Source organism: Paludisphaera borealis, assembly GCF_001956985.1.
GTDB classification, from domain to species: domain Bacteria; phylum Planctomycetota; class Planctomycetia; order Isosphaerales; family Isosphaeraceae; genus Paludisphaera; species Paludisphaera borealis.
Genome location: NZ_CP019082.1, coordinates 6,244,470 through 6,271,001, shown reverse-complemented (window position 1 = coordinate 6,271,001; position 26,532 = coordinate 6,244,470). Strand labels below are relative to the sequence as shown.

20 protein-coding genes are annotated in these 26,532 nt (G+C 66.3%); 14 read left to right on the top strand and 6 right to left on the bottom strand.

What is annotated here, in order from left to right:
* Nucleotides 1-91: 91 nt before the first annotated feature.
* The 3 genes from BSF38_RS24235 to BSF38_RS24225 all read left to right on the top strand — a co-directional run bounded on the left by BSF38_RS24235 (nucleotide 92) and on the right by BSF38_RS24225 (nucleotide 5,841).
* On the top strand, nucleotides 92-1,831 hold the full coding sequence (locus BSF38_RS24235; RefSeq protein WP_083713394.1) for an amidohydrolase: 1,740 nt from the start codon (nucleotides 92-94) through the stop codon (nucleotides 1,829-1,831).
* 570 nt (nucleotides 1,832-2,401) lie between these two features.
* Complete coding sequence (fdhF, locus tag BSF38_RS24230) at nucleotides 2,402-5,359, top strand: formate dehydrogenase subunit alpha (RefSeq protein WP_076349663.1); 2,958 nt, start codon at nucleotides 2,402-2,404, stop codon at nucleotides 5,357-5,359.
* A gap of 5 nt (nucleotides 5,360-5,364) precedes the next feature.
* Nucleotides 5,365-5,841: a helical membrane plugin domain-containing protein gene (locus tag BSF38_RS24225; RefSeq protein ID WP_076349662.1), complete on the top strand. Its 477-nt coding sequence runs from the start codon at nucleotides 5,365-5,367 to the stop codon at nucleotides 5,839-5,841.
* Between the two features lie 93 nt (nucleotides 5,842-5,934).
* Here the strand turns inward: BSF38_RS24225 and BSF38_RS24220 are convergent, their stop codons facing one another.
* Nucleotides 5,935-6,834: a DNA integrity scanning protein DisA nucleotide-binding domain protein gene (locus BSF38_RS24220; protein WP_076349661.1), complete on the bottom strand. Its 900-nt coding sequence runs from the start codon at nucleotides 6,832-6,834 to the stop codon at nucleotides 5,935-5,937.
* Between the two features lie 20 nt (nucleotides 6,835-6,854).
* Nucleotides 6,855-8,729: a hypothetical protein gene (locus BSF38_RS24215; RefSeq protein ID WP_145952303.1), complete on the bottom strand. Its 1,875-nt coding sequence runs from the start codon at nucleotides 8,727-8,729 to the stop codon at nucleotides 6,855-6,857.
* 161 nt (nucleotides 8,730-8,890) lie between these two features.
* On the opposite strand from BSF38_RS24215, the gene BSF38_RS24210 reads away from it, so the two are divergent.
* The 3 genes from BSF38_RS24210 (at nucleotide 8,891) to BSF38_RS24200 (ending at nucleotide 10,847) form a co-directional block, all read left to right on the top strand.
* Complete coding sequence (locus BSF38_RS24210) at nucleotides 8,891-9,841, top strand: PIG-L deacetylase family protein (protein WP_237170591.1); 951 nt, start codon at nucleotides 8,891-8,893, stop codon at nucleotides 9,839-9,841.
* 135 nt (nucleotides 9,842-9,976) lie between these two features.
* Entirely contained in the window at nucleotides 9,977-10,198 is a 222-nt protein-coding gene (locus tag BSF38_RS24205; RefSeq protein ID WP_076349659.1) for a hypothetical protein, read from the top strand.
* Between the two features lie 388 nt (nucleotides 10,199-10,586).
* Nucleotides 10,587-10,847: a hypothetical protein gene (locus BSF38_RS24200; protein ID WP_076349658.1), complete on the top strand. Its 261-nt coding sequence runs from the start codon at nucleotides 10,587-10,589 to the stop codon at nucleotides 10,845-10,847.
* Between the two features lie 289 nt (nucleotides 10,848-11,136).
* Here BSF38_RS24200 and BSF38_RS24195 read toward each other — a convergent pair whose 3' ends face one another.
* Complete coding sequence (locus BSF38_RS24195) at nucleotides 11,137-11,790, bottom strand: hypothetical protein (RefSeq protein ID WP_237170590.1); 654 nt, start codon at nucleotides 11,788-11,790, stop codon at nucleotides 11,137-11,139.
* A gap of 458 nt (nucleotides 11,791-12,248) precedes the next feature.
* Here BSF38_RS24195 and BSF38_RS24190 point away from each other — a divergent pair, with 458 nt between their 5' ends.
* Nucleotides 12,249-13,115 carry an inositol oxygenase family protein gene (locus BSF38_RS24190; protein WP_076349657.1) on the top strand — a complete coding sequence of 289 codons (867 nt, stop codon included), beginning with the start codon at nucleotides 12,249-12,251 and terminating at the stop codon, nucleotides 13,113-13,115.
* 107 nt (nucleotides 13,116-13,222) lie between these two features.
* On the opposite strand, the gene BSF38_RS24185 is transcribed toward BSF38_RS24190, so the two are convergent.
* Entirely contained in the window at nucleotides 13,223-15,214 is a 1,992-nt protein-coding gene (locus BSF38_RS24185) for a YjhG/YagF family D-xylonate dehydratase (RefSeq protein WP_076349656.1), read from the bottom strand.
* Between the two features lie 405 nt (nucleotides 15,215-15,619).
* On the opposite strand from BSF38_RS24185, the gene BSF38_RS24180 reads away from it, so the two are divergent.
* The gene (locus tag BSF38_RS24180) at nucleotides 15,620-16,069 is read left to right on the top strand and encodes a four-helix bundle copper-binding protein (protein ID WP_076349655.1); all 450 of its coding nucleotides are present in this window, start codon (nucleotides 15,620-15,622) and stop codon (nucleotides 16,067-16,069) included.
* 56 nt (nucleotides 16,070-16,125) lie between these two features.
* Here BSF38_RS24180 and BSF38_RS24175 read toward each other — a convergent pair whose 3' ends face one another.
* Together BSF38_RS24175 and BSF38_RS24170 are read right to left on the bottom strand one after the other, a co-directional pair.
* Nucleotides 16,126-17,454, bottom strand: coding sequence for a DUF1501 domain-containing protein (locus tag BSF38_RS24175; RefSeq protein WP_076349654.1), 1,329 nt, complete (start codon nucleotides 17,452-17,454; stop codon nucleotides 16,126-16,128).
* A 37-nt stretch (nucleotides 17,455-17,491) separates the two neighbouring features.
* Complete coding sequence (locus tag BSF38_RS24170) at nucleotides 17,492-20,041, bottom strand: DUF1549 and DUF1553 domain-containing protein (protein WP_083713385.1); 2,550 nt, start codon at nucleotides 20,039-20,041, stop codon at nucleotides 17,492-17,494.
* Nucleotides 20,042-20,213: 172 nt separating this feature from the next.
* Here BSF38_RS24170 and BSF38_RS30950 point away from each other — a divergent pair, with 172 nt between their 5' ends.
* From BSF38_RS30950 to BSF38_RS24140, 6 genes are all read left to right on the top strand, one after another.
* Nucleotides 20,214-20,354: a 30S ribosomal protein THX gene (locus BSF38_RS30950; RefSeq protein ID WP_076349652.1), complete on the top strand. Its 141-nt coding sequence runs from the start codon at nucleotides 20,214-20,216 to the stop codon at nucleotides 20,352-20,354.
* Nucleotides 20,355-20,586: 232 nt separating this feature from the next.
* Nucleotides 20,587-20,814 (top strand): hypothetical protein, encoded by a 228-nt coding sequence (locus BSF38_RS24160; RefSeq protein WP_076349651.1) that lies wholly within the window; start codon nucleotides 20,587-20,589, stop codon nucleotides 20,812-20,814.
* 84 nt (nucleotides 20,815-20,898) lie between these two features.
* Nucleotides 20,899-21,759, top strand: a complete 861-nt coding sequence (locus tag BSF38_RS24155) for a hypothetical protein (protein WP_076349650.1) — start codon at nucleotides 20,899-20,901, stop codon at nucleotides 21,757-21,759.
* Between the two features lie 166 nt (nucleotides 21,760-21,925).
* Nucleotides 21,926-23,080 carry a baeRF3 domain-containing protein gene (locus BSF38_RS24150; protein WP_076349649.1) on the top strand — a complete coding sequence of 385 codons (1,155 nt, stop codon included), beginning with the start codon at nucleotides 21,926-21,928 and terminating at the stop codon, nucleotides 23,078-23,080.
* Between the two features lie 241 nt (nucleotides 23,081-23,321).
* The gene (locus BSF38_RS24145) at nucleotides 23,322-24,491 is read left to right on the top strand and encodes a 1-deoxy-D-xylulose-5-phosphate reductoisomerase (protein ID WP_076351400.1); all 1,170 of its coding nucleotides are present in this window, start codon (nucleotides 23,322-23,324) and stop codon (nucleotides 24,489-24,491) included.
* Entirely contained in the window at nucleotides 24,479-26,509 is a 2,031-nt protein-coding gene (locus BSF38_RS24140; RefSeq protein ID WP_076349648.1) for a M50 family metallopeptidase, read from the top strand. Before BSF38_RS24145 ends, BSF38_RS24140 begins: the two co-directional genes overlap by 13 nt.
* Nucleotides 26,510-26,532 lie beyond the last annotated feature (23 nt).

Here is a 26,532-nt window from a genome sequence, read left to right as displayed (position 1 = left end):
TCGGTTATGCTCCGAGTCTGGACGATCTTGGGAACGCGGGCGGGCCGGTATCCGTCCGCGCCCGCCCAGCCCCTCCCGATGAGTCCCCGCCATGACGATGTCACGCGCCCTTTGGTGGATCGCCGGTTTGCTCTCGCTGTTCGGAGGCTGCCGCGACGCCGTGGGCGACGAGGTCGCCGACCTCATCCTCCACCATGGGAAGGTCGTCACCGTCGACCGCGATTTCTCGGTCCGACAGGCCCTGGCCGTCAAAGGGGGGCGGCTCCTGCGGGTCGGTGACGACGACGACGTCCTCAAGCTCCAGGGGCCCGGAACCGTTCTGGTCGACCTCGGGGGCCGGATGGTTCTTCCGGGGCTGATCGACTCGCACACGCACCCGACCGATGCGAGCATGACCGAGTTCGACCACCCGATCCCCGAAATGGAGACGATCGGAGACGTCCTGGACTACATTCGCGCGCGGGCCGTCGCACTGGGGCCCGACAAGTGGGTCGTCGTCCGCCAGGTGTTCATCACCCGGCTGAAAGAGCGGCGCTACCCGACGCGCGAGGAACTCGACCGGGTCGCGCCCGCGAACCCCGTGCTGTTCGCGACGGGCCCGGACGCCTCGCTCAATTCGGCGGCCCTGAAGCTCAGCGGGATCGATAAGGATTTCCGCCCGGAGGGCCCCGGAAAGGTCGAGATCGACCCCGCCACCGGCGCGCCGACGGGAATCCTCCGCAACCTCACCCGGTATGTGAAAGCGACTCCGTCGGAGCGCGCGCCCTCGGAATTGGACCGGGATAAACGCCTGGTCGAACTCTTCGCCGACTATAACTCGGTGGGCATCACCGCCGTGATCGATCGCGACGCCGACGCTCAGGCGGTCGAGCGCTATGGGCGACTGCACGAGGCCGGCGCGCTGTCGATCCGCATGGGCGTCTCGCACGGAGTGACCAATCTCGGCCCCATCGACGAGATCCTCGCGGAGATCCGCCGGGTGGCCGCTCATCCGCTCCGTCGGGGCGGGCCGATGCTCCGGATCGTCGGCGTCAAACTCTACCTCGACGGCGGCATGCTCACCGGCAGCGCCTTCATGCGCGAGCCGTGGGGAGTCAGCAAAATCTATTCGATCGACGACCCGACCTATAAGGGCGTGCTGTTCATCCCGCGCGAGCGACTTGTGCCGATGGTCCGCGCGGCCGTCGAGTCGGGCCTTCAGTTCACGGCCCACAGCGTCGGCGACGGCGCCGTGCACGCGCTGCTCGACGCTTATGAGGAGGTCGACAAGCAAACCCCCGTCGGGCCGACCAGACCCTGCATCACCCACTCGAATTTCATGAGTCGCGAGGCGATCGAGAAGGCCTCGCGCCTGGGCGTCGCGGTGGACGTCCAGCCGGCCTGGCTCTACCTCGACACGCCGACGCTGTCGGCCCATTTCGGTAATGACCGCCTGCGCTTTTTCCAGCCGCTGAGAAGCCTCTTCGCGGCGGGGGTCGTGGTCGGGGGCGGATCGGACCACATGCAGAAGATCGGCTCGCTGCGGTCGATCAACCCCTACAACCCGTTCCTGGGGATGTGGGTCGCCGTCTCGCGGCGGGCAAAAGGCTACGAGGGCCGGCTCCACCCCGAGGAGGCCCTGACCCGAGAGCAGGCGATCCGCCTCTACACCATCAACAACGCCAAGCTCCTCTTCCTGGAAGACAAGATCGGGTCGCTCGAAGCGGGCAAACGGGCGGACTTCACCGTCATCGACCGCGACCTGCTGGCCTGCCCCGAGGCCGAGATCCGCGCGACGCGCGTCTTGTCCACCTATCTCGACGGAAAGCGGATTTTCGACCGGAGCGAGTGACCCCCCTGGGGGGACGGGCGGCGTTTGGCTAAAGTATCCATGCCTGTCGACTGCCGCATGTCCGCTCGGGTCATCGAATCCTGGAGCGATTCCCCTACGAGTTGCGCACACCCGGCGCGGCCGGAAGACCGCATCCCTGTAGGGGCGTCCCTCGTGGGTGCCCGAATCGCGGTGGTCGCCGCAGTCGCCGACGCCGATCGGCGCCCACAAGGGACGCCCCTACGTGTGCAGCCCAAACGCAGACCACTTTAGGATCGCCGCCGCCGTATCCCTGTAGGGGCGTCCCTTGTGGGCGCCCGAATCGCGATGGTCGCCGCAGTCGCCGTCGCCGATCGGGCGCCCAGCCTGCAAGGGGCACCCCTACGGGTGCAGCCCAAACGCAAACCGCTTTAGATGATCGCCGCCGCCGCGTAGAATACAACAGATGATGCTGATGAGGCGGAGCCGGCGTAGCGCCTCCGTGGTCGCTCGATCCCATGGCCACTTGGAAATTCGGCCGCGGCCCCCGCTCGTCAAGTGAAGAATCCCTCGCGAAGCAGCGTGAACGCCCATTGCTATGAGAGGTCGACCATGAGCAAGATGACCCTCGACGGATCAGTCCGGAACGCCAACGTCGGCGACCGTCTGATCGACGTCATCCTCTCGGCCGGAATCCAGCTCCCCTCCGTCTGTTACCACCCCCAGCTTGGACCGATTCAGACGTGCGACACCTGCATGGTCCAGGTGGACGGAAAGCTGGTCAGGGCCTGCGCCGTCGAGGTCGGCGAGGGCATGGAAGTCGTAACCACTACACCCGCGGCGGCCGCTGCGCGGCGGGAGGCGTTCGACCGCATTCTCGGCAATCATCTGCTTTATTGCACCGTATGTGATAATAATAACGGCAATTGCACCGTCCACAACACGACGAAACTGCTGGCTGTCGAGCATCAGAAAATTCCTTTTAAGACGAAACCTTTTCAAGTCGACAACACGAATCCCTTTTATCGATACGATCCCGACCAGTGCATCCTTTGCGGGCGGTGCGTCGAGGCATGCCAGGATGTGCAAGTGAACGAAACGCTCTCGATCCGATGGGAAGACGCGCATCCCCGCGTTTTGTGGGACGGCGGCTCGATGATCGGCGAGTCGAGCTGCGTCTCTTGCGGCCACTGCGTCACGGTCTGCCCGTGCAACGCCCTGATGGAAAAGTCCATGCTCGGGCATGCCGGCTTTTTCACGGATCTGCCGAAATCGACGCTCGACGGCATGATCGAGATGGTGAAGGCCGTCGAACCCGAGGCGGGCTACGGCGCGATCCTCAAAGCGTCCGAGGCGGAGGCGGCGATGCGGGAGTCGCGCGTCCGCCGAACGAAAACCGTCTGCACGTATTGCGGAGTCGGTTGCAGCTTCGACGTCTGGACGAAAGATCGACATATCCTGAAAGTCGAGCCGGAACAGGGACCGACCAACGGAATCTCGACGTGCGTCAAAGGAAAATTCGCCTGGGACTTCGTCAACAGCCAGGATCGCCTGACCAAGCCGCTCATCCGCGAGGGCGACGCCTTCCGAGAGGCGAGTTGGGATGAGGCCCTGGGATTGGTCGCCCGCCGACTCTCGGAGATCAAGGCCCAGGACGGTCCCGACGCCCTGGCCTTCATCTCCTCGTCCAAGTGCACGAACGAGGAGAGCTATCTGATGCAGAAGCTGGCGCGCGCGGTCGTCGGCACGAACAACATCGACAACTGCTCGCGATACTGCCAGGCGCCCGCGACGGTGGGCTTGTTCCGGACCGTCGGCTACGGCGGCGACTCGGGTTCGATGACCGATATCGCCAAGGCCGACCTCGTCCTGATCGTCGGCAGCAACACGGCGGAGAGCCACCCCGTGCTCGCCACCCGAGTCAAGCGGGCCCACAAGCTTCACGGCCAGAAGCTCATCGTCGCGGACATCCGCGAGCATGAAATGGCGCGCCGGGCCGACGTCTTCCTCCGGCCCCGTCCCGGCACCGATCTCGTCTGGCTGTCCGCGATCAGCCGCTACCTCCTCGACCAGGGATTGGCGAAGACGGCGTTTCTCGACCGGTGGGTCAACGGGCTGGAGGCCTACCGCGCGAGCCTCGAACCCTTCACGCTCGAAGCCGCCGAACGGTATTGCGGACTGGCTGCGGAGACCTTGAAGAAGGTCGCTCACATGATCGCGGACGCGCCCGACGTCTGCATCCTCTGGGCGATGGGTGTGACGCAGCACTCGATGGGCTCCGATACGTCGACGGCGATCTCGAACCTGCTGCTCATCACCGGCAATTATATGCGGCCGGGAACAGGCGCTTATCCGTTGCGCGGACACAACAACGTGCAAGGGGCCAGCGACCACGGCGCCATGCCCAACAATCTTCCGGGCTATCAGCACGTCGACGACCCCGAAGTTCGGGCGCGGTTCGAGGCCGGATGGGGCGTCAAGCTGCCGACCACCAAGGGCCTCGACAACCATGAGATGGTTGACGCGATTCAAGACGGCAGGCTCAAGGCGCTCTACATTTTCGGCGAGGAAATGAGCCTGGTCGACGCCAACACCAACTACGTCCAGGACGCTTTCGCCAAGCTCGAATTCTTCGTCGTCCAGGACATCTTCTTCAGCGAGACGTGCCGCTTCGCCGACGTCGTGCTTCCCGCGGCTCCGAGTCTGGAGAAGGAGGGGACCTTCACCAGCACGGAGAGGCGGATTCAGCGGCTGTACCAGGTGTTCGACCCCCTCCCGGGGAGCCGGCCCGACTGGCGGATCATTCGCGACGTGGCGAACCACCTCGGTGCGAACTGGAGTTATGAACATCCTTCCGAGATCATGGACGAAGTCGCGTCGCTGACCCCGCTTTTCGCCGGCGTCTCCTATGGTCGACTCGAAGGCTACAATTCGCTGCAATGGCCCGTCGCCGCCGACGGCGGCGATCAACCGCTGCTCTACACCGAGAAGTTCGCCTTTCCCGACGGCAAGGCCAGGCTGTTTCCCCTGTCCTGGACCGAACCGGTCGATCAACCCGACGAGGAATACGACCTGCACCTGAACAACGGCCGCCTGCTCGAACACTTCCATGAGGGGAACCTGACGTACCGCGTCGAGGGAATCCGGCGGAACACCCCCGACGTGTTCGTCGAGGTCTCTCCCGAGCTGGCCCAGGAGCGAGGCGTTCAGAGCGGAACGCGCGTGGAATTGATCTCGCGCTACGGGCATGTGCGGCTGCGAGCCCTGGTGACGGATCGCGTCCACGGAAAGCAGCTTTATATGCCGATGAACTCGACGGAATCGCCCGTGAATCGGTTGATCGGGAGCCACACCGACGCCGTGACGAACACCCCCGCCTACAAGGAAGCCGCCGTGCGAATGCGGGTGCTGCCGGAGCTGGACGAGAGCCCGATGCCTCGGGGGAACTTTCGCTTCGGCAACCCGACGCCGCAGCAAGGCGTCGAGGTCGAACGGAAATGGAGTCGGCCGGACTATTCCATTCCCGGAATCCCCTTGGTTCAGATTCAACTCGGACCGAACAAGGAGTGAACGCGATGGCTCAACCGATTCTATTGAATTCGCCTCCTCGCGACCCTCGGGCCGAACTCCAGTCTCGACTCCAGAATGCTCCGGCGGAACACGCGGAGGCGTTGCTGTCCGCCTTGGAACTGCTGCAAGGTCTGCATGATCGCGGCGCCCTCGATCTGATGCGTGGCGCGGTGGGATCGAGAGACAAGGTCCTTGAGATCCTCGTGGAGGCCGCCAACTCTCCGGAATCGATCCGGGGCGTCCGCAGCCTGATCGTCATGATCAACATGTTGGGGGCGATCGAGCCCGAGGCGCTCGCAACCTGCACCCGGGCGGTCCCGACGGCCCTGAAGCTGATGACGCAACAACCCGAACGGCCGAGTCTCTGGAGATTGATCAGAGATTTCACCTGGGACAAAGACGTTCGACGCGGCCACTTCGCGCTGATTACCTTGCTGAGGTCCCTGGGCAAGAGCCTGGCCGCGGGCCAGGGGAAGGACTGAAGCAACCCTTGATACAAGCCCGAAGCGCCGGCGAGTGCATGGTACGGATGGCCGGCGGGGGATGCACTCGCTGGCGCTTCGGGCTTGTATTTCTCAGAGTCCGTCGGGGTTCCGGCCCCGGGGCTTCTGGATGTCGAGGATCAGCCGGCCTCGCTTGAAGATCGAGACGGTGCCGGTCGACTGCGAGACGCAGACGGCGATCGCCTCGGTGGTCACGGTAATCGTCGCGCCGGCCTCGTGCCGGGTGCCGAGGCCCTGGGAGAGCGGTTCTTCGAGCTTGCCGCGCGGCGCGAGATACCGCGCGGCGCAAAGAACGACGCCGTCGCCTCGGATCACGTACGCGCCGTCGATCGCCGAATACTCCTTGATCGTCTCTTCGAGCCGAGGGTCGAGGATGTTCCGCTGCTCTTCGGGGTAGCCGTGGAACGGGTTGAAGACGAGCTGATGGCTCTGAGCCAGCACCCGCTCGCAGTCTCCCACCACGAACAGCGCGCCGACGGGACGCCCTTCGCGGCCTTCCACGCCGAGTTCGCTGGCGACGTTCAGGACGCGCTCGAAGACCGGCGGGCTGACGTCCGGGGGCAACGGGTCGGCCGCGCCCGCCGAGAACATCTCGATCTCGGTCCCCATGTCGAGAACCATGATCGTGTCGAGCGAGCCCGACCGGTCGACGCCCGTGAGGCAGAGAATGCGGTCGCCGGCGTGGACGAGGCTCTCGGCGGCGGCGACCAGGGTGGCCACCTTCACCTGCCCCGCGCGGGTCATGGCGATGTCGGGAAGCTGGACGACGTGACAGGTGTCCTTGTAGTCGTCGGGAGGCCTGAACCCGCATCGCCGCGAGACCAGGATGATCCGGAAGTTGACGTCCTCGATCAGGGCGTTGAGGTCGGCGTCTTCCTCGACGACGTCGGCGTGAAGCAGGACCACGCGCGCGCCGACCTCGCGGGCGATCGCGTGGGCGTGTCGAACCAGACTACGGGTGAGCAGCTTCATAAGTATTCATCGTCGATTCGTCAGGGAGTCGGCGCGGCGACTGGTTCTTTGGGGAGTTCCTCGACGCCGGGGCGGCCGTTCGGGTCGGCGACCTCGACGGCGACGCCAAGGATTCCCAGGTCGTCGTACTCCGTCGGGAGTTTGGCAAGGCCCGTCTGCACGATCCGAAGCTGGTTCTTGCCCGGCTTGAGAAGGTCCGCGCGGATCGGGATTCGAATTCGCTCCGGCGTCTCGTTGGCCGTGTGGACGAAGCGGTTCAGATAATCGAAGCGGACGCCGTTGATCTCGACGAAGGTCTTCAACTCGCCGCGCCGGACGAAGTCCGAAAACGGCAGGCCCGGCGTTTCGCCCACGACCAGGATCACGTCGAGCGCCAGGAATTTCGGCCCGTCGAGCCCGTTCGGCAGCTCGAACGACCGCTCCAGTACGCTTCCCTCGGGGAGCGGAGGATCGAGCCGGGGTTCGATCTCGTTGCCCAGGTGATGGGAGGCGGGGTCGATCACAAGTCGCCAGCCGGGCTCCAGAACGCGGAGCCGAATCAGCCGATCGCGGGGAATCTGAAGCGTGCCGGCGAACGGCGTGGCCAGGGTCAGCGTCGAATCCGAAAGAGCCGACACCGCCCCCTCGGCGAAGTCGAAATCCCGCGTGGGGTCGCCGGCCGACACGCGCCACTCCACCCGGGCCAGCGCGCCTTGCACGGGCGCGCCCTCGGCGGGAGTGCGTCGCAGGAAGACGCCGGCCAGGTCGCTCCAATCGAGCACGACCGGGCGGTCGTCGACGGTCATCTCGACGCGGTCCGAATCGCCCTGGCGGATCGCGCCGAAAAGCTGGTCGCCGACGACCAGGCGGGCCTCGTCCTGCGTGGGGTCGATCTCCAGGCTCGACGGCGGCTGGGCGAACCGGGCCACCTGGATCTCGCCGATGATCCCCCCTGGCCCGGCGTTCTCGGACGGAGGGCCCGACGAGGCGATGCGGATCGATTCGAGCGGTCCCGGCGGCCCCTTGCCGTGCGCCAGCTCCTTGCCGTCGACCGCGATCTCGGTGCGGTCGGCGTCGAACCGGACGGCCAGCCGGCGCCAGCCCTCGGCCCGAGCCAGCCGCTGCACGGCGAGCGCCGGGCCCGCCGGCGACTCGACCGCCAGACTGTCTTCGGACCATCCCAGGACGATCCGGATGTTCGCCGGGCCGGTCGGCTCGCGGAGCGTCAGGACGAGCGTCCATTGCTGATCGGGATGAATCTTGCCGTCGTCGCGGAACGTCAGGTCGATCCGCCCGGCGCCCAGCGCCTCCTCGAATCGGCGCTCGATCGACGCCCCCCCCGGAGGCAACCGCAGCGCCCGGTCGGCCGGCGCGGGGCCCGCGTCGGCGACGATCTCGGGCGTGCCGCCGACCGCCCACGTCGCGCCGTCGAGTTTGTCGAACGAGTCGACGAGGACGCGGGCCTCGCCGATCCGCTGCACCAGCGATTGCACGCCGGGCCGCCGCAGTTCGATCGCCTGAGCCTGCCAGGGGACCGAAATCTGCAGCCCGTTCTCGGCCACCCGCCGCAGCATCCCCGAGATCCGCGCCGATTCACCGATCCGGGCCTGGAACAACGGCGGGATGGACGACGCCGAAGGCTCCCTGTCGGCGAAGTCGATCACCCGCCCGGCCTCAACGGGGCGGCTCGACGTCGCCGGCTCGCTTGAAGCCTGGAATCGAAATCCCGCGCGTGGGTCGAGCAGCAGGCGTCCCTCCAGCGGCGGACCGCCCTCCTGCTCCAGTCGCTCGACGCGTTTCGGCTCGTCGGCCGCGGCCCGCGAAGGGCCTTGCACGACGAGCCAGGCCGCGGCCAAGGCGACGGCGGCCGTTCCGATGGTCCCCAAACCAGTCTGTGCGGCGCGGTTGGCGTTCATGAGTGTGATTGTACGAGGTGGTTTTCGCGCGCGACAAGCTTTCGCCGCTACCCCCGTCGAGGCGTCGGCCGGGAATGGTACGCTGGGACGCTCGGCGGACGCCCGCAATGCGCGTCCGATCGTCGTTCGATTCCACCTGATCCGCGAAAGGAGCACCATCGATGAACCCCCTGCCCCGCCGTCGCTGGCTGTGCGTCGCGTCGGCCGTCCTCTCTTTCATTATGTACTCAGGAGCGGCCGGAACGTCGGCCCTTGGCGGAGAATTCGCAAACGCCGACGCCAAGACGTACCGCGTGATCGTCTTCGGCGCCCATCCGGACGACTGCGAGCTGGGCGCCGGCGGCACGGCGGCTCGCTGGGCGAAGGCCGGTTACGCGGTCAAGTTCGTCAGCTTGACCAACGGCGACATCGGCCATCACGAGATCGCCGGCGCCTTCCTGGCGCGTCGCCGGCTCGCCGAGGTCAAGAAGTCGGCCGCGATCCTGGGCGTCGAGACCCAGGTGCTCGACAACCACGACGGCGAGCTCATGCCCACCCTGGAGAATCGCCGCTCCGTCACCCGGTTGATCCGCGACTGGAAGGCCGACGTCGTGATCGCCCCGCGGCCGAACGACTACCACCCCGACCACCGCTACACGGGCGTTCTGGTCCAGGACGCCGCCTACATGGTGACCGTCCCCAGCTTCTGCCCCGACGTCCCCGCGCTCGCCGACAACCCGGTCTTCCTCTACGTCCACGACTCGTTCCAGAAGCCCAACCCGTTCACGCCCGACGTCGTGGTGCCGATCGATTCCGTCATGGACCAGAAATTCGCGGCGCTCGACGCGATCGAATCGCAGTTCTACGAATGGCTCCCCTGGATCGACCACTACCTGGATCAAGTCCCCAAGGACAAGGAAGCCCGCAAGGCCTGGTTCAGGAAGCACGTCGAGCAGCGGTACAGCGTCAGGAGCGATGCCTATCGGGCCAAACTCATCGAGTTCCTCGGTCCCGATCGGAGCAAAGCCGTCAAGCTCGTCGAAGCCTTCGAAATCTGCGAGTACGGCCGACGCCCCTCGAAAGGCGACCTGCTCCGCATCTTCCCGTTCTTTGGGGAGGCGGCGGCGGAGTGAAGCTTCAGCCGCCCTGCCCCGACATCGATAGACTCTCCACTCTGGCCGCCGGCCGACGACGCAAGGGCACGTCCCATCCTCGCGCGCCCACGTCGTCGGGGCCGCCTTTCATCACCGCCTCGGATCGAACGCGCCATGGCCGTTCTTGCGGTCGGGGCCAAGCGAGTCGATGAGGCACTGGCCGTCCCGATGTTCTATCCGAAAGGATTGGCCGGTGAACAGGTCGGCGGGTGGTTCCGCTTCGGCGGTAGATTTCATCCTGTCGGTCTAATCGCCACGACACGAAAAATCGGCCAGGCGGTGGCGTGGAGCTCGTGTTCGCCGTTGGCCGTCGTGATCCATACTTATGATGGATGATTGTGCCCGTCGGATCTTTGACATGTCGGCTGAAGGGAGATTGCCGAACCCTCATGGCGCTGCCGGGACACCCGGCCTCATGAAAATCAGGGAGCACGTTCGGCCGAGTCCGATTACGAGCCCGAGGCGCCAGCGAGTGAATCGACTGCTCTGAAAATTCCGGTCTGTGGTTTGCCGTAGGGGTGCCCCTTGTGGGGGCCCTATCGCCGAGCGTGAGCGGTCGACGTGAAACGAACCGGGCACCCACAAGGGGCGCCCCTACCGGACCTGGTCGCGACGCCAGGCGAAAAGCCCCCCATTTTTTGTGTCGCCACGGCGTCATGATGGTTCGTATCGGGGAATGCCGTCGCGGGGCATTTTCAGAGCAGCAGCCGGTCGGTGAACCGGAATGCGCGCGACGGTTGAGTTCCACCGATCCTCGGAACGCGCTGCGGCGAAGCATGTCTCGCAGACCGATTTCCGTGCGAGCGAAGCCAATTTCGCTCGGCGACGGCTTGGCTTCGACGGTCGAATTGGATCGCAAAAACGAGCGGACGAACCCAATCCGCCGCTCTTGGTTTCCGGTGTCGAACTGACCGAGGAGGTAACGCCGAGTGACGAGCGGGGGAATTTCGGCGCGAACGAACCCAAACGCCATCGAGTGGATTAAAGCCTTGCATCATCTAAGGATAAAGATCAAGGACGGCTTGCAACGCGGGCGCGAACGAACCCAAATTCGGGAGGTTCGGTGCACTGGGCCCCCGCGGGTCGTTGATTGTGGCGAGGGCGAGACACCGGCGCGAACGAACCCAAACGCGTCGGGCGGGCGAAGGCGAGGAGGCGAGGGAATTTCGGCGCGAACGAACCCAAACGCGGAGGGGACGGAAAAGCGAACCGGCGGCCCGAGCTTGCGCTGGGGTCGCCGGTTCGTGGGTTCGAGAGTCGAGGCTGGTTCGACGTCAGTGCGACATCGTGGCCCCGGTGGTCGGGTTGACCGGCAGCGGCGCCGGGGGAGCGTCGACGGCCGGCGGTCCGGCGCACCGGCGGAGGTGGTCCTTGTCGATATAGACGACCTCGACCTTGTGGTCGACGTGGTTGAACGGGATCGGGTAGTCGGCCCAGTACAGCTCGTCATAGTAAACGGTGCACTTGTAGTGGCAATGCACGAGCTGGCAAGGGCCGGCCAGCGGGTAGACCTTGCAGGGGTCGACCTTCTCGCCGATCTTCTCGATCAGGAACCGGACGTTGTTCCGCTGGGTTTCGTAGAAGACGGGGGAACCGTGCTTGAACTTGGGCACCTTGTTCCAGACTTCTTCCTCGCTCGGCGGATCGAGGCACGCCGCGGGGGCGAACTCGGTCGGGATCGGGTCGAGGATCGGGATTTTATCGCGTTCCTCTCGCTTGATGTCTTCTTCGAGCCGCTGCGATTGCGACGCGAAGATCGGCCAAGCGAACGACCAGCCGGTGGGGTGCAGCGGCGAGATATTGCGAAAGACGTAAGACAGCCCGCACCCGAAGTTCGTGGTGCAGAGTACCGTCAAGAAGGCACCGGTCATAAGGCCGCGAACCCAGCGCGGGGTTGTCGGGCTCAGGTGCCGCGCGGATCGGAACATGGTCTTATCCCCTCCTTGGGAACGTGCGCGAACACGCCGGGAGGCGCTCCTGCCTCACCGACTTACTGGCGCCGGGATCGCTTGGACTTGAGACGACCGATCGTTCCGGCGACTTATCACTATCATCGCGACCGGTCTATGTGGTCTAGTTATCGTTCGCGGGCGACTCGGGCTGTGAGGAATTTCCGGAATCCGTCACCGATTTGCCTTGACTCGACACGCCTTAGCCCCCGCTCGTACAACCGATCCGACACTCACTATCAGCATCATCGGCGCTCGGGGCCTCCAAACTTCGACCAGCGTCCGGATTTCAGGCGCTCGCAGGGGGGCGTCCGGCTCGATCCTTGATCCAGGCCCTGAACGCGTTCGCGGCTTCTCGGCCCGGTCCCGCGTCATTGGAATCGCCATAACTTCTTTGCTAAAAAGTCTTTCCTCAGTTACTTGGAGGGTATTGACCGATGTCGGGACAACCTCGGAAGCCGTCCGAGACCAACCCCCTGGCCGATCTGGACGAGTGGGAGGACTTCCTGCTCGAACGCTACCCCGAACCGGAGAAGGCCGACGCGTTCCGCGATTACGGCGACAACGTCCGGCCCGGCGTTCGGGAGTTCTACCGCCTCAACCACACGCACCAGACGTTCGAGTTCGTCCGAGCCAAGGAGGACGAGTTCCTCGGCAAGTCGCGGCGCAAGATGGGAATCTGGGAGGCGATGGAGTTCCTCAACACCCTGGTCGACGACAGCGACCCGGACACCGAGCTGACGCAGATCGAGCACCTGATGCAGACCGCCGAGGCTGTCCGGGCCGACGGTCATCCCCGATGGTTCATCCTGACCGGCCTGATCCACGACCTCGGCAAGATCCTCTGCCTCTGGGGAGAGCCCCAGTGGGCCGTCGTCGGCGACACCTTCCCCGTCGGCTGCCGCTACTCCGACAAGATCGTCTTCCACGACTACTTTGACGCCAATCCCGACTCGAAGAATCCTGAGTACCAGACCCCCACGGGCGTCTACGAACCCAACTGCGGGCTCGACAAGGTCCACATGTCGTGGGGCCACGACGAGTACCTCTACCACGTCGTGAAGGACTACCTCCCCGACGAAGCGCTCGCGATGATCCGCTACCACTCGTTCTACCCGGCCCACCGCGAGGGGGCCTACGCCGAGCTGATGAGCGAGGACGATCAGCGCAAACTGGCCTGGGTCCGCAAGTTCAACCCCTACGACCTCTACTCCAAGGGCGAGGCCCCCCCCGACGTCGCCAAGCTCAAGCCGTTCTACCAGGAGCTCATCGCCGAGTATTTCCCGGCCCAGATCGACTGGTAGGCCAGCTGGAGACGACTCGTGAAGGAAACACTTGGGGGAGAACGGTCCCTGTGGCGAAACTCGTTACGCCCCAAGTGTTTCCGTTTGACTCGATCGATCGAATGGCCTTAATTCGACCCGGTCCGAAGCGCCTCGATGATACCGTCCACGTCGTAGACGCAGCCGCCCCATGTGCCGCCGCCGACGGCCTGGAGGGCCGCCCAGAGGCGGGTGTCGTCGGGCAGGTCGGGGTCGGGCGAGAGCGTCGGGTGGGTGGCGCGGCCGTCGAGGATGCGCGAGCCTTCCGCCTCGCCCACATCGAGGCCGTCCGCTCCGACCAGGTCGATCGAGCCTTCGAGCTTCAGGCGGTCGACGACGATCCGGATCAGGTCGCCGTCGCGAAGCTTGCCGATCGGCCCGCCGGCCAGGGCTTCCGGGCTGATGTGGCCGACGCAGGCCCCGGTGGAAACCCCGGAGAACCGGGCGTCGGTCAACACGGCGACCTGCTTGCCGAACGAGAGGTGCCGCAAGGCCGCCGTGATCTGGTAGATCTCTTCCATTCCCGCGCCCATGGGCCCGCGTCCCATCAAGACCACGATGTCGCCGGGCTTGATCGGGTCGGGCCCCTGCCCCTTGATCGCCGCGATGGCGTCCAGCTCGCGGGTGAAGACCCGGGCCGGGCCGGTCTTGCGGTAGACGCCGTCGGGGTCGACCACCGACGGGTCGATGGCCGTGCTCTTGATGACCGACCCTTGCGGCGCGAGGTTGCCCCCCGGGAAGGTCACGGTGCTGGTGAGCCCCTTCTCGGCGGCCCGCTCGGGGCTCATGATCACGTCGTCGGGATCGACGCCGTCCTCCTGGAACAGCCGCTCGCGGGACCGCTTGCGGCGCTCGCTGGATTCCCACCAGTCGAGCATCCGGCCCAGCGACGCCCCCGTCGCGGTCGTCACGTTCTCGTCGAGCAGGTTCAGGCCGCGAAGGTGGAGCATGACCTCGGGAACGCCGCCCGCCAGGTAGGCCCGGACGGTCGGGTGGTAATGGGGGCCGTTGGGGAGGACGCTGACCAGCCGGGGGACCTTGACGTTGACCTCATGCCAGTCGTGGACGTCCGGCCGTCGCAGGCCGGCGGCGTGGGCGACGGCCGGGATGTGCAGCAACAGGTTCGTCGAGCCGCCGAACGCCGCGTGGACGATCATGGCGTTGCGGATGGCGGCGTCGGTGAGGATCGACTTGGTCGTTAGGCCGCTCTTCGCCAGGTTCACGAGCGCCCGGGCCGACCGCCGGGCCAGGTCGGTCCAGATCGCCTGCCCCGACGGGATGAGCGCGGCGTGGGGGAGGGTCATCCCGAGTGCCTCGGCGACCACCTGGGCCGTCGCGGCGGTCCCGAGGAACTGGCAGCCGCCGCCGGGGCTGGCGCAGGCGCGGCAGCCGAGCGATGCGGCCTCTTCGAGGCTCAGTTCGCCGTGCGCGTAGCGCGCGCCGATGGTCTGGATCTTGCCGGCGTCCTCGCCGTCGCGGGGGGGAAGGGTCACGCCGCCGGGGACCAGGACGGCCGGGAGTTGGGTCGCGCCGGCGAGCGCCATCATCATGGCCGGCAAGCCTTTATCGCAGGTGGCGACGCCCAGCACGCCCTTCCGGAGCGGCAGCGAGCGGATCAGGCGGCGGAAGACGATTGCGGCGTCGTTGCGGTACGGCAGGCTGTCCATCATGCCCGTCGTCCCCTGCGTCCGGCCGTCGCAAGGGTCGGAGACCATCCCAGCGAACGGGACCGCGTCGAGCCGTTTCAGCTCCTCGGCGGCCTCCTTGACCAGCAGCCCGATCTCCCAGTGCCCGGTGTGATACCCCAGGGCGATCGGCGACCCGTCGGGGGCTCGCAGCCCCCCCTGGGTGCTCAGGATCAAATACGGGTCGCGAGCCACATTGGCGGCCTCCCAGCCCATGCCGGCGTTCTGACTGAGGCCGAAGAGGTCCCCGGAAGGCCACTGCCGAAGCATCTCGTCCGTCAGCGGCAACGTCCCCTGCGGCCCCTCGGCGCAGGTCTTGACGTCGTTCCAGTCGATCTCGGCTGAATCGACAAGGCTTGTCCAGTTCCGTACTTGGGAAGATCCTTCAATCGGCATGACGGTGGCTCTCGAGGCGCGACGGGAGGGGGGTCGGAGAAGAACCGGGGGAGACGCCTGCGTCTCCTCGCACCATCATGACACCCCGCCGACGGGTGGAGCAACGACTTCCTTCAGCGACGGCCGCGAACCCGCCCGCCCCCGGGGCTGAAATCGCTTGGCCTTCCATTTGCCTTTCCACCGAGGCGGACGATCGCGTCCGCCGGTCGGGAAGTCGGGAAAGAACCCCGGCGCCTCGGTTTCGCCGCGGCGAGAGCCGCGCGACGTCGCGCCAGCCCAGGCAGTTCCTTGCATGCCGCTGGGTAGGAACCTTCCTAGACAGACCCAGACACCGGCCGCGCCGCGTGCGGCGCGTTGAGATCGTGCGGCCATCTGAGCTTCGACATCACATTGAGGAGAAGACTCATGGAACGTCGTGAACTTTTGGGCATGCTGGGCGTCGGGGCGGCGGGCCTCCTGATGAGCGGCTCGGCCAAGGGGGCGCCGGGGGACTCGGACGAGGAGAAGCAGGCCCGTCACGAGCACCTAGAGAAAATGGGCAAGTGCGCCCTCGTCTGCAACGCGACGGCCCACCACTGCCTTGAACAGCTCAAGAAGGAGGGCTCCGAGAATCGCGAGATGCACGCGAAAGCCCTCGAAATGACGAACGACTGCCAGTCGTTCTGCGTCCAGGCCGCGACCCTGATGGCGCGTCACAGTCCGCTGGCGATGTACGCGCACCAGGCCTGCGCCGACGCCTGCCGCGACTGCGCTGCGGCCTGCGAGAAAGGCCAGGACGAAGTCATGAAGAAATGCGCCGAGGCCTGCCGCGCGTGCGAGCAAGCCTGTCGCGCGTGTTGCGCCAAGGCCGCTTGACGCCTGGAGGTCGCCCCTCCCGTCTCGCCGAGAGAGAGGGGCGATCGTTCTCATTCTCAGAGGAGTTCCTTGGGGGGCTGGGCGCGGTCGACGAGGCGAAGCGGGCGGCCGTCGGGCGAGTCGTAGGTGTGCTCGGGGTTGATGCCGAGCTTCTGATAAAGGACCGAGGCCAGGTCCGCCGGGGTGATCGGCCGTTCGGCGGGGTTGTCGCCGCGCTCGTCGGTCTTCCCCAGGACGAGGCCGCCGGGGAGCCCCGCCCCGGCCAGGAGCACGCTGTTAGCGCGGCCGTGGTGGTCGCGGCCAGCGTTCGGGTTGATCTTGGGCGTCCGGCCGAACTCACCCATCATGACGACCAAGGTCTCGTCGAGCAGCCGGCGGTCGGCCAGGTCGGAGATGAGCGCGGAAAGCCCCAGATCGAGCGGCGGCGCGAGTGTGTTCTTGATCGTCGGAAAGTTCTGAGCATGAGTGTCCCAGCCCAGCGGCCCCGCGCCCCGGTCATTGACCGTGACGAACGAGACCCCGGCCTCGATCAGCCTCCGGGCGAGCAGGCACGATTGGCCGAACGGGTTGCGGCCGTACTTCTCGCGGACGGCCGGCGACTCGTCGGCGATCCGGAACGCGGCCTGCGCGGCGCTCGAAGTCATCAAGGAATACGCCTGGTCGGCGAACTGGTCGCGGCTGTTGGTCAACGGGGTCGGCGGAACGTCGCGGGCGAACTCGTCGAGGCTCTTGACCATCGCCCGCCGCCGCAGCAGCCGTTCGAGAGTCAAGCGGTCGGGGGGAGACAGGTTGCTGACCCGGAAACCCTCCTGGTTGGGATCGCCAGAGACCGCGAACGGGTCGTAGGCCGGCGTCAGGTAGCCGCTCGACGAGAAGGCCGGAGGATCGGGGATCGCCACGTACGGCGGGAGCATCCCACGATGGGCTTCACGCCATTTCGAGACCACGCTGCCGTAACTGGGGAACACCTGCGCGGGCATCGGCCGGTAGCCGGTGAGCAGGTGGTGCGAGGCCCGATCGTGGTCGGCCTCGGGCGAGGTCATGCTCCGGATCAGGGTCGCGCGGTCCATGATCTTCGCGAGATTCGGCAAGACCTCGCTGAGCTGGAGGCCGGGGACCGAGGTCGCGATCGGCTTGAATTCGCCGCGGACGTCGGCCGGAGCGTCCGGCTTGGGGTCGAACGTGTCGATGTGCGACGCGCCGCCGGCCAGCCAGATCAAGATGCAGTTCCTGGCCTTGGTCGGCGGCAGCGACGGCGACGCCCCCAGGCTGCGAAGCCGTAACAGGTCGTCCATTCCCAGGCCGAGGAAGCCGAGAACTCCGGCCCTCAGGATCGATCTCCGGGAGGGACCGGCGCAGACGATCGGAGGAGACGTGCGCGACATGGGAAAACCTCCCGGACGCATCAATGGGAATGGGGTGTCAGTGATTGAACGCGAACTCACGCGAGTTGAGCAACGCCCAGAACAGGTCTTCGGCCGCCTCCTGAAGCGACGTCGCCTGCTTCAGCTCGGCCGTCCATCGCGACGACTCTTCCGCCGTCGGCGGCCGACAGACGGTCCGGAAGTACAGGTTTTCGACCAGCTCCTCGGGCTCGAGTTCGAGCTTCAGGACGCTGGCGAGATAGCCGTTGAGGCTGGCCACCTTGCTCTCGACGACGTCGCCGCCGATCAGCAGGAGCGACTGCTTGAGGCTGAGCGGAGGTGTCTGGACCGAGGCGCAGGCGGACGTCCTCGGGCACCGGCCGAAGGTGTCGAGGATCATGCTTTGCACCGACGGATCGGCCACGCGGATCGCTCGGCGGAACGGGTCGGCCCCCGGAAAGCGGTTGGGCACGTCGGTCGCCTGGGCCAGCGCGTCGGCCATCTGGTGCGCGGTCAGCGGCCGGGGCGTCTGGTGCGAGAACAGCCGCGTGTCGCGCTCGTTGCCCGCGACGGTCGCCGACGACAGCCCGTAAGTTTGCGAGGTCGCGACCGTTCGGATCAGGTCGCGGAGGTCGAACTTCTTGGTCGCGAACCGCTTCGCCAGCGCGTCGAGTAGTTCGGGATGGACGGCCGGATTGGCGCGGCTCATGTCGTCGGCGGGATCAACCAGACCCTTGCCGAAAAACTGGGCCCAGACCCAGTTGACCGCCGCCTTCGCGAAATACGGGTTGTCGGCGGCCGTCATCCAGCGGGCGAGTTCGGCGCGAGGGTCGTCTTTCTCGGCGATCGTCACGAGTTTGCCATCGAGCAGCCGGGCCGTGGCGGGTTTCTGGGTGCGAAGGTGGACGACCTGGCCCTTGGGATTGATGACGATGGTCGGCTTGCCCATCATGGCGCCGGGCATGCCCATGCCGCCGCGCTGGACCTTGGCGAAGAAAGCCGCAAAGCCGAAATAGTCGTCCTGGGTCCAGACGTCGAACGGATGGTCGTGACACTGGGCGCATCGCATCCGGAGGCCGAGGAATCGCTGGGCCGACTGCTCGGCGGCGATGATCGGTTCGAGGGCGTCCATCGCGTAATTCACCGGGCCGCCGGTCCCGATCGCGGTGGGATCGCCGACGGCGGTGAGCATCGTCCGGACCATCTCGTCCCAGGGCGTGTTCTTCGCCAGGCACTCGTCGACCCATTCCTGATAGCGGTACGCGCCGTTGCCCTGCCGCGCCACACTGATCTGAAGCAGGTCGCCGAACTTGATCCGCCAGAACGCGATGAACTCGGGACGCGCCAGCAGCGAATCGACGAGCTTGACGCGCTTGTCCGGGTCTTTGTCGCCGATGTACCGGCGGACCTCCGCCGGCGAGGGCTGGGCGCCGGTCAGGTCGAGCGACGCGCGGCGGAGGAACGCGGCGTCGGTCGCCGGGGGGCTGGGGGGGACCTTCAGGCTCTCCAGCCGCTTGAAAAGCTCGTCGTCGATCAGGTTCGCCCGGGGCAGCGCCCGGAAATCGAAGACGAGCCCCGGGTTGACCGGAGTCGAAAGCCGGACGCTCGCGACCTGAGGGCCGTATCGAACCGTCACGTCGGCCTCGGTGCGTCGCAGAAGCTCGGTCTTGCCGCGCGGGTCCACGGTGACGCTCGATTCGTCGAGCGACTTGTAGACGGCCTGTCGGGTGACGTCGCGGCGGCGGCCGTCGGCGAACTCGGCGAGCACGCGAAGCTGTTGGACGCCCGGCCCCGCCAGCGTCGCGCCCGACGGCTCGATCGTGATCCGCGCCAGTCCCCCGCGCTCCTTGCCGGTCCGAGCCGGCGCGCCGGCCTTGATCCACTGGAAAAGGGTCTGGTAGTCGGGCGAATCCAGGGCGATCCGCGGACCTCCCGCGTGCGGCGTCCGGCCGGTGGATTTGGTCAGCAGCAGGCTTTCGCGGGGGTCAAACGGCGAGATCCGCCTCTGGCCGCCGTCGCGGGCCATGGCCGCGAGGTCGGCTTCGGTGTCATAGCCGAACAGCGATAGGTGGAAGCCGTTCTGGCCCTCCGCCTTGCCGTGGCACGCCCCGGTGTTGCACCCGTGCTTGGAGAGGAGCGGCGCGACGTCGGTCGCGAAATCCCACGAACGGCCGTCTCGAGGCGCGACGATGACATTGGCTCGAACCTCGCCGCCGCCGTCGGACGCGACGATCGCGGCCGCTCCGGCCGATAGTGGAAGCACATAACCTGACGAGTCGATCGTGGCGATTCCCGAGGGTTCGACCCGCCAGATCACCCGGGACGTGAGGTCGCGACCGGCCTCTCCCGCATCGGTTCCGATCGCCAGCAGTTGCACGCCAGGGTCGTCGGCCGCTATCGTAAAGGACGAGGGCTCGACTTTGAAGATGGGGCGGGCTTCAGTCTGGACGATCGGGGGGGGATGCGGCGTCGACGTCGGCCCGTCCGCTCGCGGTGGACTCGCGTCGCTCCTGGGCGGCGTAACCGCCGGCGGAGTGGCTCGGCCGCAACCGGCATGGGCGACCGTCAGACAAGCCGCTATCATCGGGCCGACCCAGCGACGGGGCATGGGATTTGTCTCCTTCCCGTCGAAAAATCGAAATCTGACGGTCTCACGACAAACGTCAGATGAAATTGTATCGCACTCGGTAGAGACAGCAAACACAAAAAACCAAAACGCTCGACCCGCCGATCCGAGGACGTTCCGGGGATACGACGGCGAGCCGCGAGGGATTCCGACGATGGGCAAAGGCGATAGGCGAAGCAAGCGCGGCAAGGTGTTCCGGGGCACGTTCGGCAAGAAGAGGCCCCGCCTCAAGTCCGGCTCGATGGTCAAGCCCGTGGTCGCCGCCGCCACCGCCGCCGCAACGACGCAGGGCTGACGCTTTCCCGTCCGCCGTTTGCGTACTACAATCAGACTGAACGGTGCTTCGGAAGCAGGGACGGCGCGTCGATCGGCGTTGAACCGTCCTCTTGCTTCCGAGACTTTTCCGGCCGATCTCTTACGCACTCGGGGCCGATGTCGGTTCGGGTTGCATCGGCGGTCGGAATTTGGTTCAGTCAGTTGGGGTTGGGACGGAGAAGGTCGAACGGGCCTGCGAGGGATACCAAGCCATGGCCAAATTACGCCTGCTGAAGACGGGTCACGGCGATCTGACGCTCGCCGAGTGGGACAAGCAACGGCCCGACACGGTGGAGACGGCCGCGGCCCTGTTCACCGAGCACGTCACGCCCGGTCGGCTGGCCTTCCGGCTCGACGGCCCGGGCCAGACGCGGGTGATCAAGGAATTTGACGCGGCGGCGCCGGAAATTCTCATCGTCCCCGCCGTTCAAGGGGGCTGAGGCACCCTCGGGTCCTCGGCCGGAGTCGTCGCGCCCGCCCGGGGATTGACTTGGAGCGGGCCGCACGATCGGGGACCGATCGCAATGATTCGCACCGGATATTTGCGCTGGGAGATCGAGGTCGAGGACGTCCGTTGCGCCGCCGACGCCCTGGCCCGCGAAGTCGTCTTTCTCGCCCGTCCCACCCACCGCGTCGTCCGCGTCCGGACGACCAACCACGCCGACGCCGCCGCGCAGTTCGTTCGCGGCGACGCCTCGTACGACAGCGTGCTCCGAACGATCGATGAGAAGCGCGGCGAGGTCGAGCTGACCATTCCCGACGTCGGCCCTCGCCTGTTCCGCTACTCCGAAGCCGACCGCGCCAAGATGCTCCGTTACTGGATGGACAAGCTCCAGCGCGAGGCGAGCGCCTTCGCCCACGAGGTCGTCCGCGTGGCGTCGTCGTTCACCCAGCTCGTCATCGCCAGCCAGGCGCTGCGGTCGGGGTACGCCAGGCTCGTCGAGAACGAGGTCTTCCGCGTCATCGAGGGCAAGAGCAAGCCGCAGCCGACGTCGAACGAACCGATCCGGATCGACGCCGCCGACTACCAGCAAGGGGTGCCCGAGCTGGTCGCCGCCGAGCTGATCCGCGACGTCGTCGAGCCCAAGGAATTCCACGAATTCTGCCAGTTCGACTGCGTGACCGTTCGCAACGGCGAGAATTACTACCGCATCCCGCGTCGGCCGCACGCGCTGATCGAGGTCTGGGAAGTCGCCACGAAGCGCCCCGTCTGCCGTCTTTGCGTGGTCTTCCAAGATCCCGGCATGCCGCCGTCCGACGAGGTAGTGATGAAATACCTCCTCGCCAAGCACCAGCCCGACCTGCTTTGGCAGACTGGCGTCCGCTTCTCGCCGCCTCGGGGGAAGTTCGAGGTCACTCCGTCGCGGCGCTGGACCGTCGATTGACCCCACGTCGATCGCGTCGCGACCGATTCTGGTTGGTAGATGCACCTCTCCGGCCGGCGATAGAGTAAGTGGTTCGGCGCGCGACGTGCTCGACGACATGAGAGGAATCCTTCCTCCGACGTCCCGGATCGTGCGTCGAAAAACGAACAGCCAAGGAGAATCGGCCATGAGAAGCATGTCCATTTATCGCTTGCGCGAACTGCTGGAACCGCTGGCTCCTCCCTGCCTTTCCCTCTACCAGCCGACGCATCGAACCTTCCCGGATCGGCATCAGGACCCCATTCGGTACCGCAACCAGGTGACCGAGCTGGAGGAGTCGCTGCGCCAGAAATATCCCAAGTGCGAGGCGCAGTCGCTCCTTGAGCCGTTCCGGGCCCTGACGGACGATCGCGACTTCTGGAGTTACACCCATGACGGGCTGGCGGTCTTCGGATCGACCGGGGCCTTCCAGGCCTTCCGACTTCAGCGGAGCGTGCCCGAACTGGCCGTCGTCGCCGACAGCCTGCACATCAAACCCCTCGTGCGATTCGTCCAGTCGGCGGACCGCTATCAGGTCCTTTGCCTGCGCCGTGACGATGTGAAGCTCTACGAGGGGAATCGCGACGCGCTCGACGCCGTCGACATGGCTGCCGAAATACCTCGGACGAACGCCGAGGCCCTGGGAGAAGGCGCGCCGAACAAGCCGGAGCGGTCGACCGACGTTTACGGCGGGTCGGCCAAGGGCGACGCGGTCGCGCGCAGTGGTCACGGCTCGGAAAAAGACGTCGCCGAGGGCAATGCCGAGCGATTCTTCAGGGCCGTCGATCGGGGAATCCTCGAGCACCACTCCCTGTCGGCCCCCCTGCCTCTCATCCTGGTGTCGGCGACCGAGAATCACGACATCTTTCGACGGGTCAGCCACAATCCATCGTTACTGGCTGAAGGCGTGAGGCTCGACCCCGCATCGCTCACGGCCGACCGCCTCCGCGAAGAGGTCTGGAAGGTGGTCCAGCCGTATTACCTCCAGCGGCTGGCCGATCTGGTGGAGAAGTTCCAGGCAGCTCGCTCCAAGCATCTTGGATCGGGCGATGTCGCCGACATCGCCCGTGCCGCGGTTGCGGGCCGGGTCGGCGCGCTCCTGGTGGACGGCGGCAAGCTGATCCCCGGCACGCTCGATCACGCCACGGGCGCCGTCACCTTCGACGACCCCTCGCACCCGACGGGCGACGACCTGCTCGACGACCTCGCGGAGCTTGTGCTGCGACAAGGGGGGGACGTGGTGGTGGTGCCGACCGACCGGATGCCGACCGACTCGGGTGCGGCGGCGACCTATCGGTTCTGATCGAAATTTCGCGTTGTAGCGACGACCATCCTCTACCCATCTCGATTGCACGGACGCGCCCCGAGGAGTCGATCCCGCGCCCTGCCCGCCTTGTCGCCGGGAGGAGGGTTTCCTATAGTGCTAGTGAACGTCGCGAGCAGGCCGCGAGGCTGCGCCGAACGACTCAATGCGGCACGACTTGGGGCGCGGGATCGGACTCCGGCGGGGACTTCGCCGGTCCTTCGGGAACATGGGAGCGGAGATGGAGCGAGGGGATTCCACCACGCGCGTCGTGGTTCTGGGCTCGACGGGGTCGATCGGGCTGAGCACGCTGAACGTGATCGAGTCCGACGGCTCGGGGCGGCTCCGCGCCCATGGCCTGAGCGCCCACTCGAACTGGCGGCGGCTGGCCGACCAGGCGCGCGCGATCTCACCCCGGTTCGTCACCGTCACGGACCATCAGCCGGCCGACGAGGTTCGCGCGGCTCTTCGCGGGACGGACGTCGAGGTGCTGACCGGCGTCGAGGGCGTCATCCGCATGGTGCAGGACCCGGCGACCGATCGCGTGCTCAACGCCATCGTCGGTGCCGCCGGTCTGAACGGCACCTGGGCGGCCCTCGAAGCCGGCAAGACCGTCGCCCTCGCGAACAAGGAAACGCTCGTCGTCGCCGGACCGCTGATCATGGACCTGGCCCGCCGCCGCAACGCGCGGCTGCTGCCGGTCGACAGCGAGCATTCGGCCATCTTCCAGGCGCTCCAGTCCGGGAACCGTCGCGAAGTCCGCCGCGTGATCCTGACCTCGTCGGGCGGCCCGTTCCGCGGCAAGACCCGGCGCGAGCTGTTGAAGGTCACGCCCGAAGAGGCTCTCAATCACCCGACCTGGCGGATGGGGCCGAAGATCACGATTGACTCGGCGACGCTCATGAACAAGGCGCTCGAGGTGATCGAGGCCCGCTGGCTGTTCGACCTGGAGCCCGACCAGATCGAGGTCGTGATCCATCCCGAGAGCATGATCCACTCGATGGTCGAGTTCGTGGACGGCAGCGTCATCGCCCAGCTTTCGCCCCCCGACATGCGGCTGCCGATCCAGTACGCGCTCACCTACCCCGACCGTTCCCCTTGCCCCGGGCCGCTGCTCGACCTGACCAAGCCGTCGGCCCTGCACTTCGAGCCCCCCGACCGCGAGACCTTCCCGGCGCTTGACCTGGCCTACGAGGTCATGAAGCGCGGGGGGACGGCGGGGGCCGCATTGAACGCCGCCAACGAGGTCGCCGTGGGGCGGTTCCTCGGCGGCGAGATCGGCTTTCTCGACATCCCCCGCGCCTGCCGGTCGGTTCTCGATCATCACGAATTCGATCCCCGGCCCACGCTCGATCAGTTGTGGAAAATTGACGCCTGGGCCCGCCTGGAGGTGCAACGTTGGATACCCTGAGTTCGATCTGGAACATCCTGAAGGTCGCGTTGGGGCTTGGTTTCGTGGTCTTCATCCACGAGCTGGGTCACTTTCTCTTGGCGAAATGGAACGGCGTCAAGGTTGAGAAGTTCTCCATCGGCTTCGGCAAGACGATCTTCGGGTTCCAACGCGGCGAGACCGAGTACGTCCTGGCCGCCATCCCGCTGGGCGGCTTCGTGAAGATGCTCGGCGAGGGGACCGAGGAGGAAGGGGGAGGCAAATCCACCGACCCGCGCTCGTTCTCGAACAAGTCGGTCGGCGCGCGGATGGCGATCATCTCGGCCGGCGTGATCATGAACCTGATCCTCGGCCTCGGCTGCTTCGCCTACGCCTTCGGTCAGGAGCGTGAGAAGCTGCTGGCGCGGGTCGGCGAGGTCATCGCCGGCTCTCCGGCTTACGAGGTGGGCCTGCGCCCGGGCGACAACATCGTCGGAATCGACGGCAGCAGCGCCGATATCGGATTTCAGGACCTCAATCGCGTCGTCAACCTCAGCTCGCAGGGGCAGGTGATCGTCTTTCACGTCCAGCGTCCGGAGGTGGAGAAAACCCTCGACTTCGCGATTCAGCCGAGGCGTGAGGGGGCCAGCGATCGGCCGATGATCGGCGTCATGCCGGGTCTGTCGCTGCATGTCGTCGGCTATCAGCCCCCCGCCGGAACGGTCGATCCGCCGACGTTTCCGTGGGCGGCCAAATCGGCCGATCCCATGCTGGAGACGATCGTCGCCGCCGGCCCGGTCGGCGAGCCCTCCGTCGCGTTGAGCGATTACGAGGCCTTCCGCATCCTTTCGGCCCGGAATCGCGAGAAGCCGATGGAGATCACGATCGAACATCAGCCGGCCAAGCCCAAGGAAGGGGCGTCGACCCCCGAACGAGTCAGCGTGGTCTTGCCTCCGAACCACATCGTCGATTTCGGCTTTCGACTGGGCGTCGAGCCGATTCGGTCGATCCAGAAGGACTCGCCCGCGCAGGCCGCCGGGTTCCGCGTCGGCGACCGGATCGTCAAGGTCGACGGCCGCGACGACTTCGACCCAATGAGGCTGGCGACCGAATGCTTCGACCACGCTGGTTCGCCGATGACGTTCGAGGTCCAGAGAACCGAGTCGGGCGAGGCGACCCCCAAAACGGTGACGCTCACGGTCACGCCCGCCGCCGCGCCGCCGACCTTTAACTACGGCGAGATCGTCCAGACCGAGGACTTCGAGGTTTCCAGCCTGGGACTTTGCTTTCCGATCCGGACCACGATCGAAGCGGTCCGTCCCGATTCTCCGGCCGCGAAGGCGGGCCTCAAGCCGGGCGACGTGATCAACGCCATCACCGTGCCCAAGACCAAGGGGCGGTCTCACGACCTGAAGTCTGGCGGGCAGGACGTGTGGCTTTCCTCGCGTGAGCAGACGTACCGGTTCGACGACAATACGGCCGCCTGGCCGTTCGCCTTCAGCCTCGTCCAATCGTTTCCGCTCCAGGACGTGGGGTTGACGATCAACAAGGCGGAAAAGCCTGTGTCGATCAAGCCCGAGATCGTGCCCGATTGGTTTGATTCGGATCGGGGGCTCGAACTCTGGCCGGCCACCCGCACGATGCCGCCGCTCGCCCCCCTGGCCGCGCTGAAAGAGGGGCTGAACGAGACGATCGACAACGTGTCGGCGATGTACGCGATGATCCGGAGCCTCTTTTCGGGTCGGGTGAGCCCCAAGAACCTCGGCGGCCCGATCCTGATCGCTCAGGTCGCGTATTCGGCGGCCGACAGCGGGCTGGGGGCGTTCCTCTCGTTCCTGGGCTTCATCAGCATCAACCTCGCCGTGCTCAACTTCCTGCCGATCCCCCCGCTCGACGGCGGCCAGATGGTCTTCCTGCTGGCCGAGAAGGTTCGCGGCCGCCCCCTGCCCGACTCGGCGCTGATCGCGGGGACGTACGTCGGCCTCTTGCTCGTCCTCTGCCTGATGGTGTTCGCAACCTACCAGGATGTGTTTCGACTCCTGACGAGATACTTCTTCTGAGCGTGGGTTGACGGCCCCGGAGG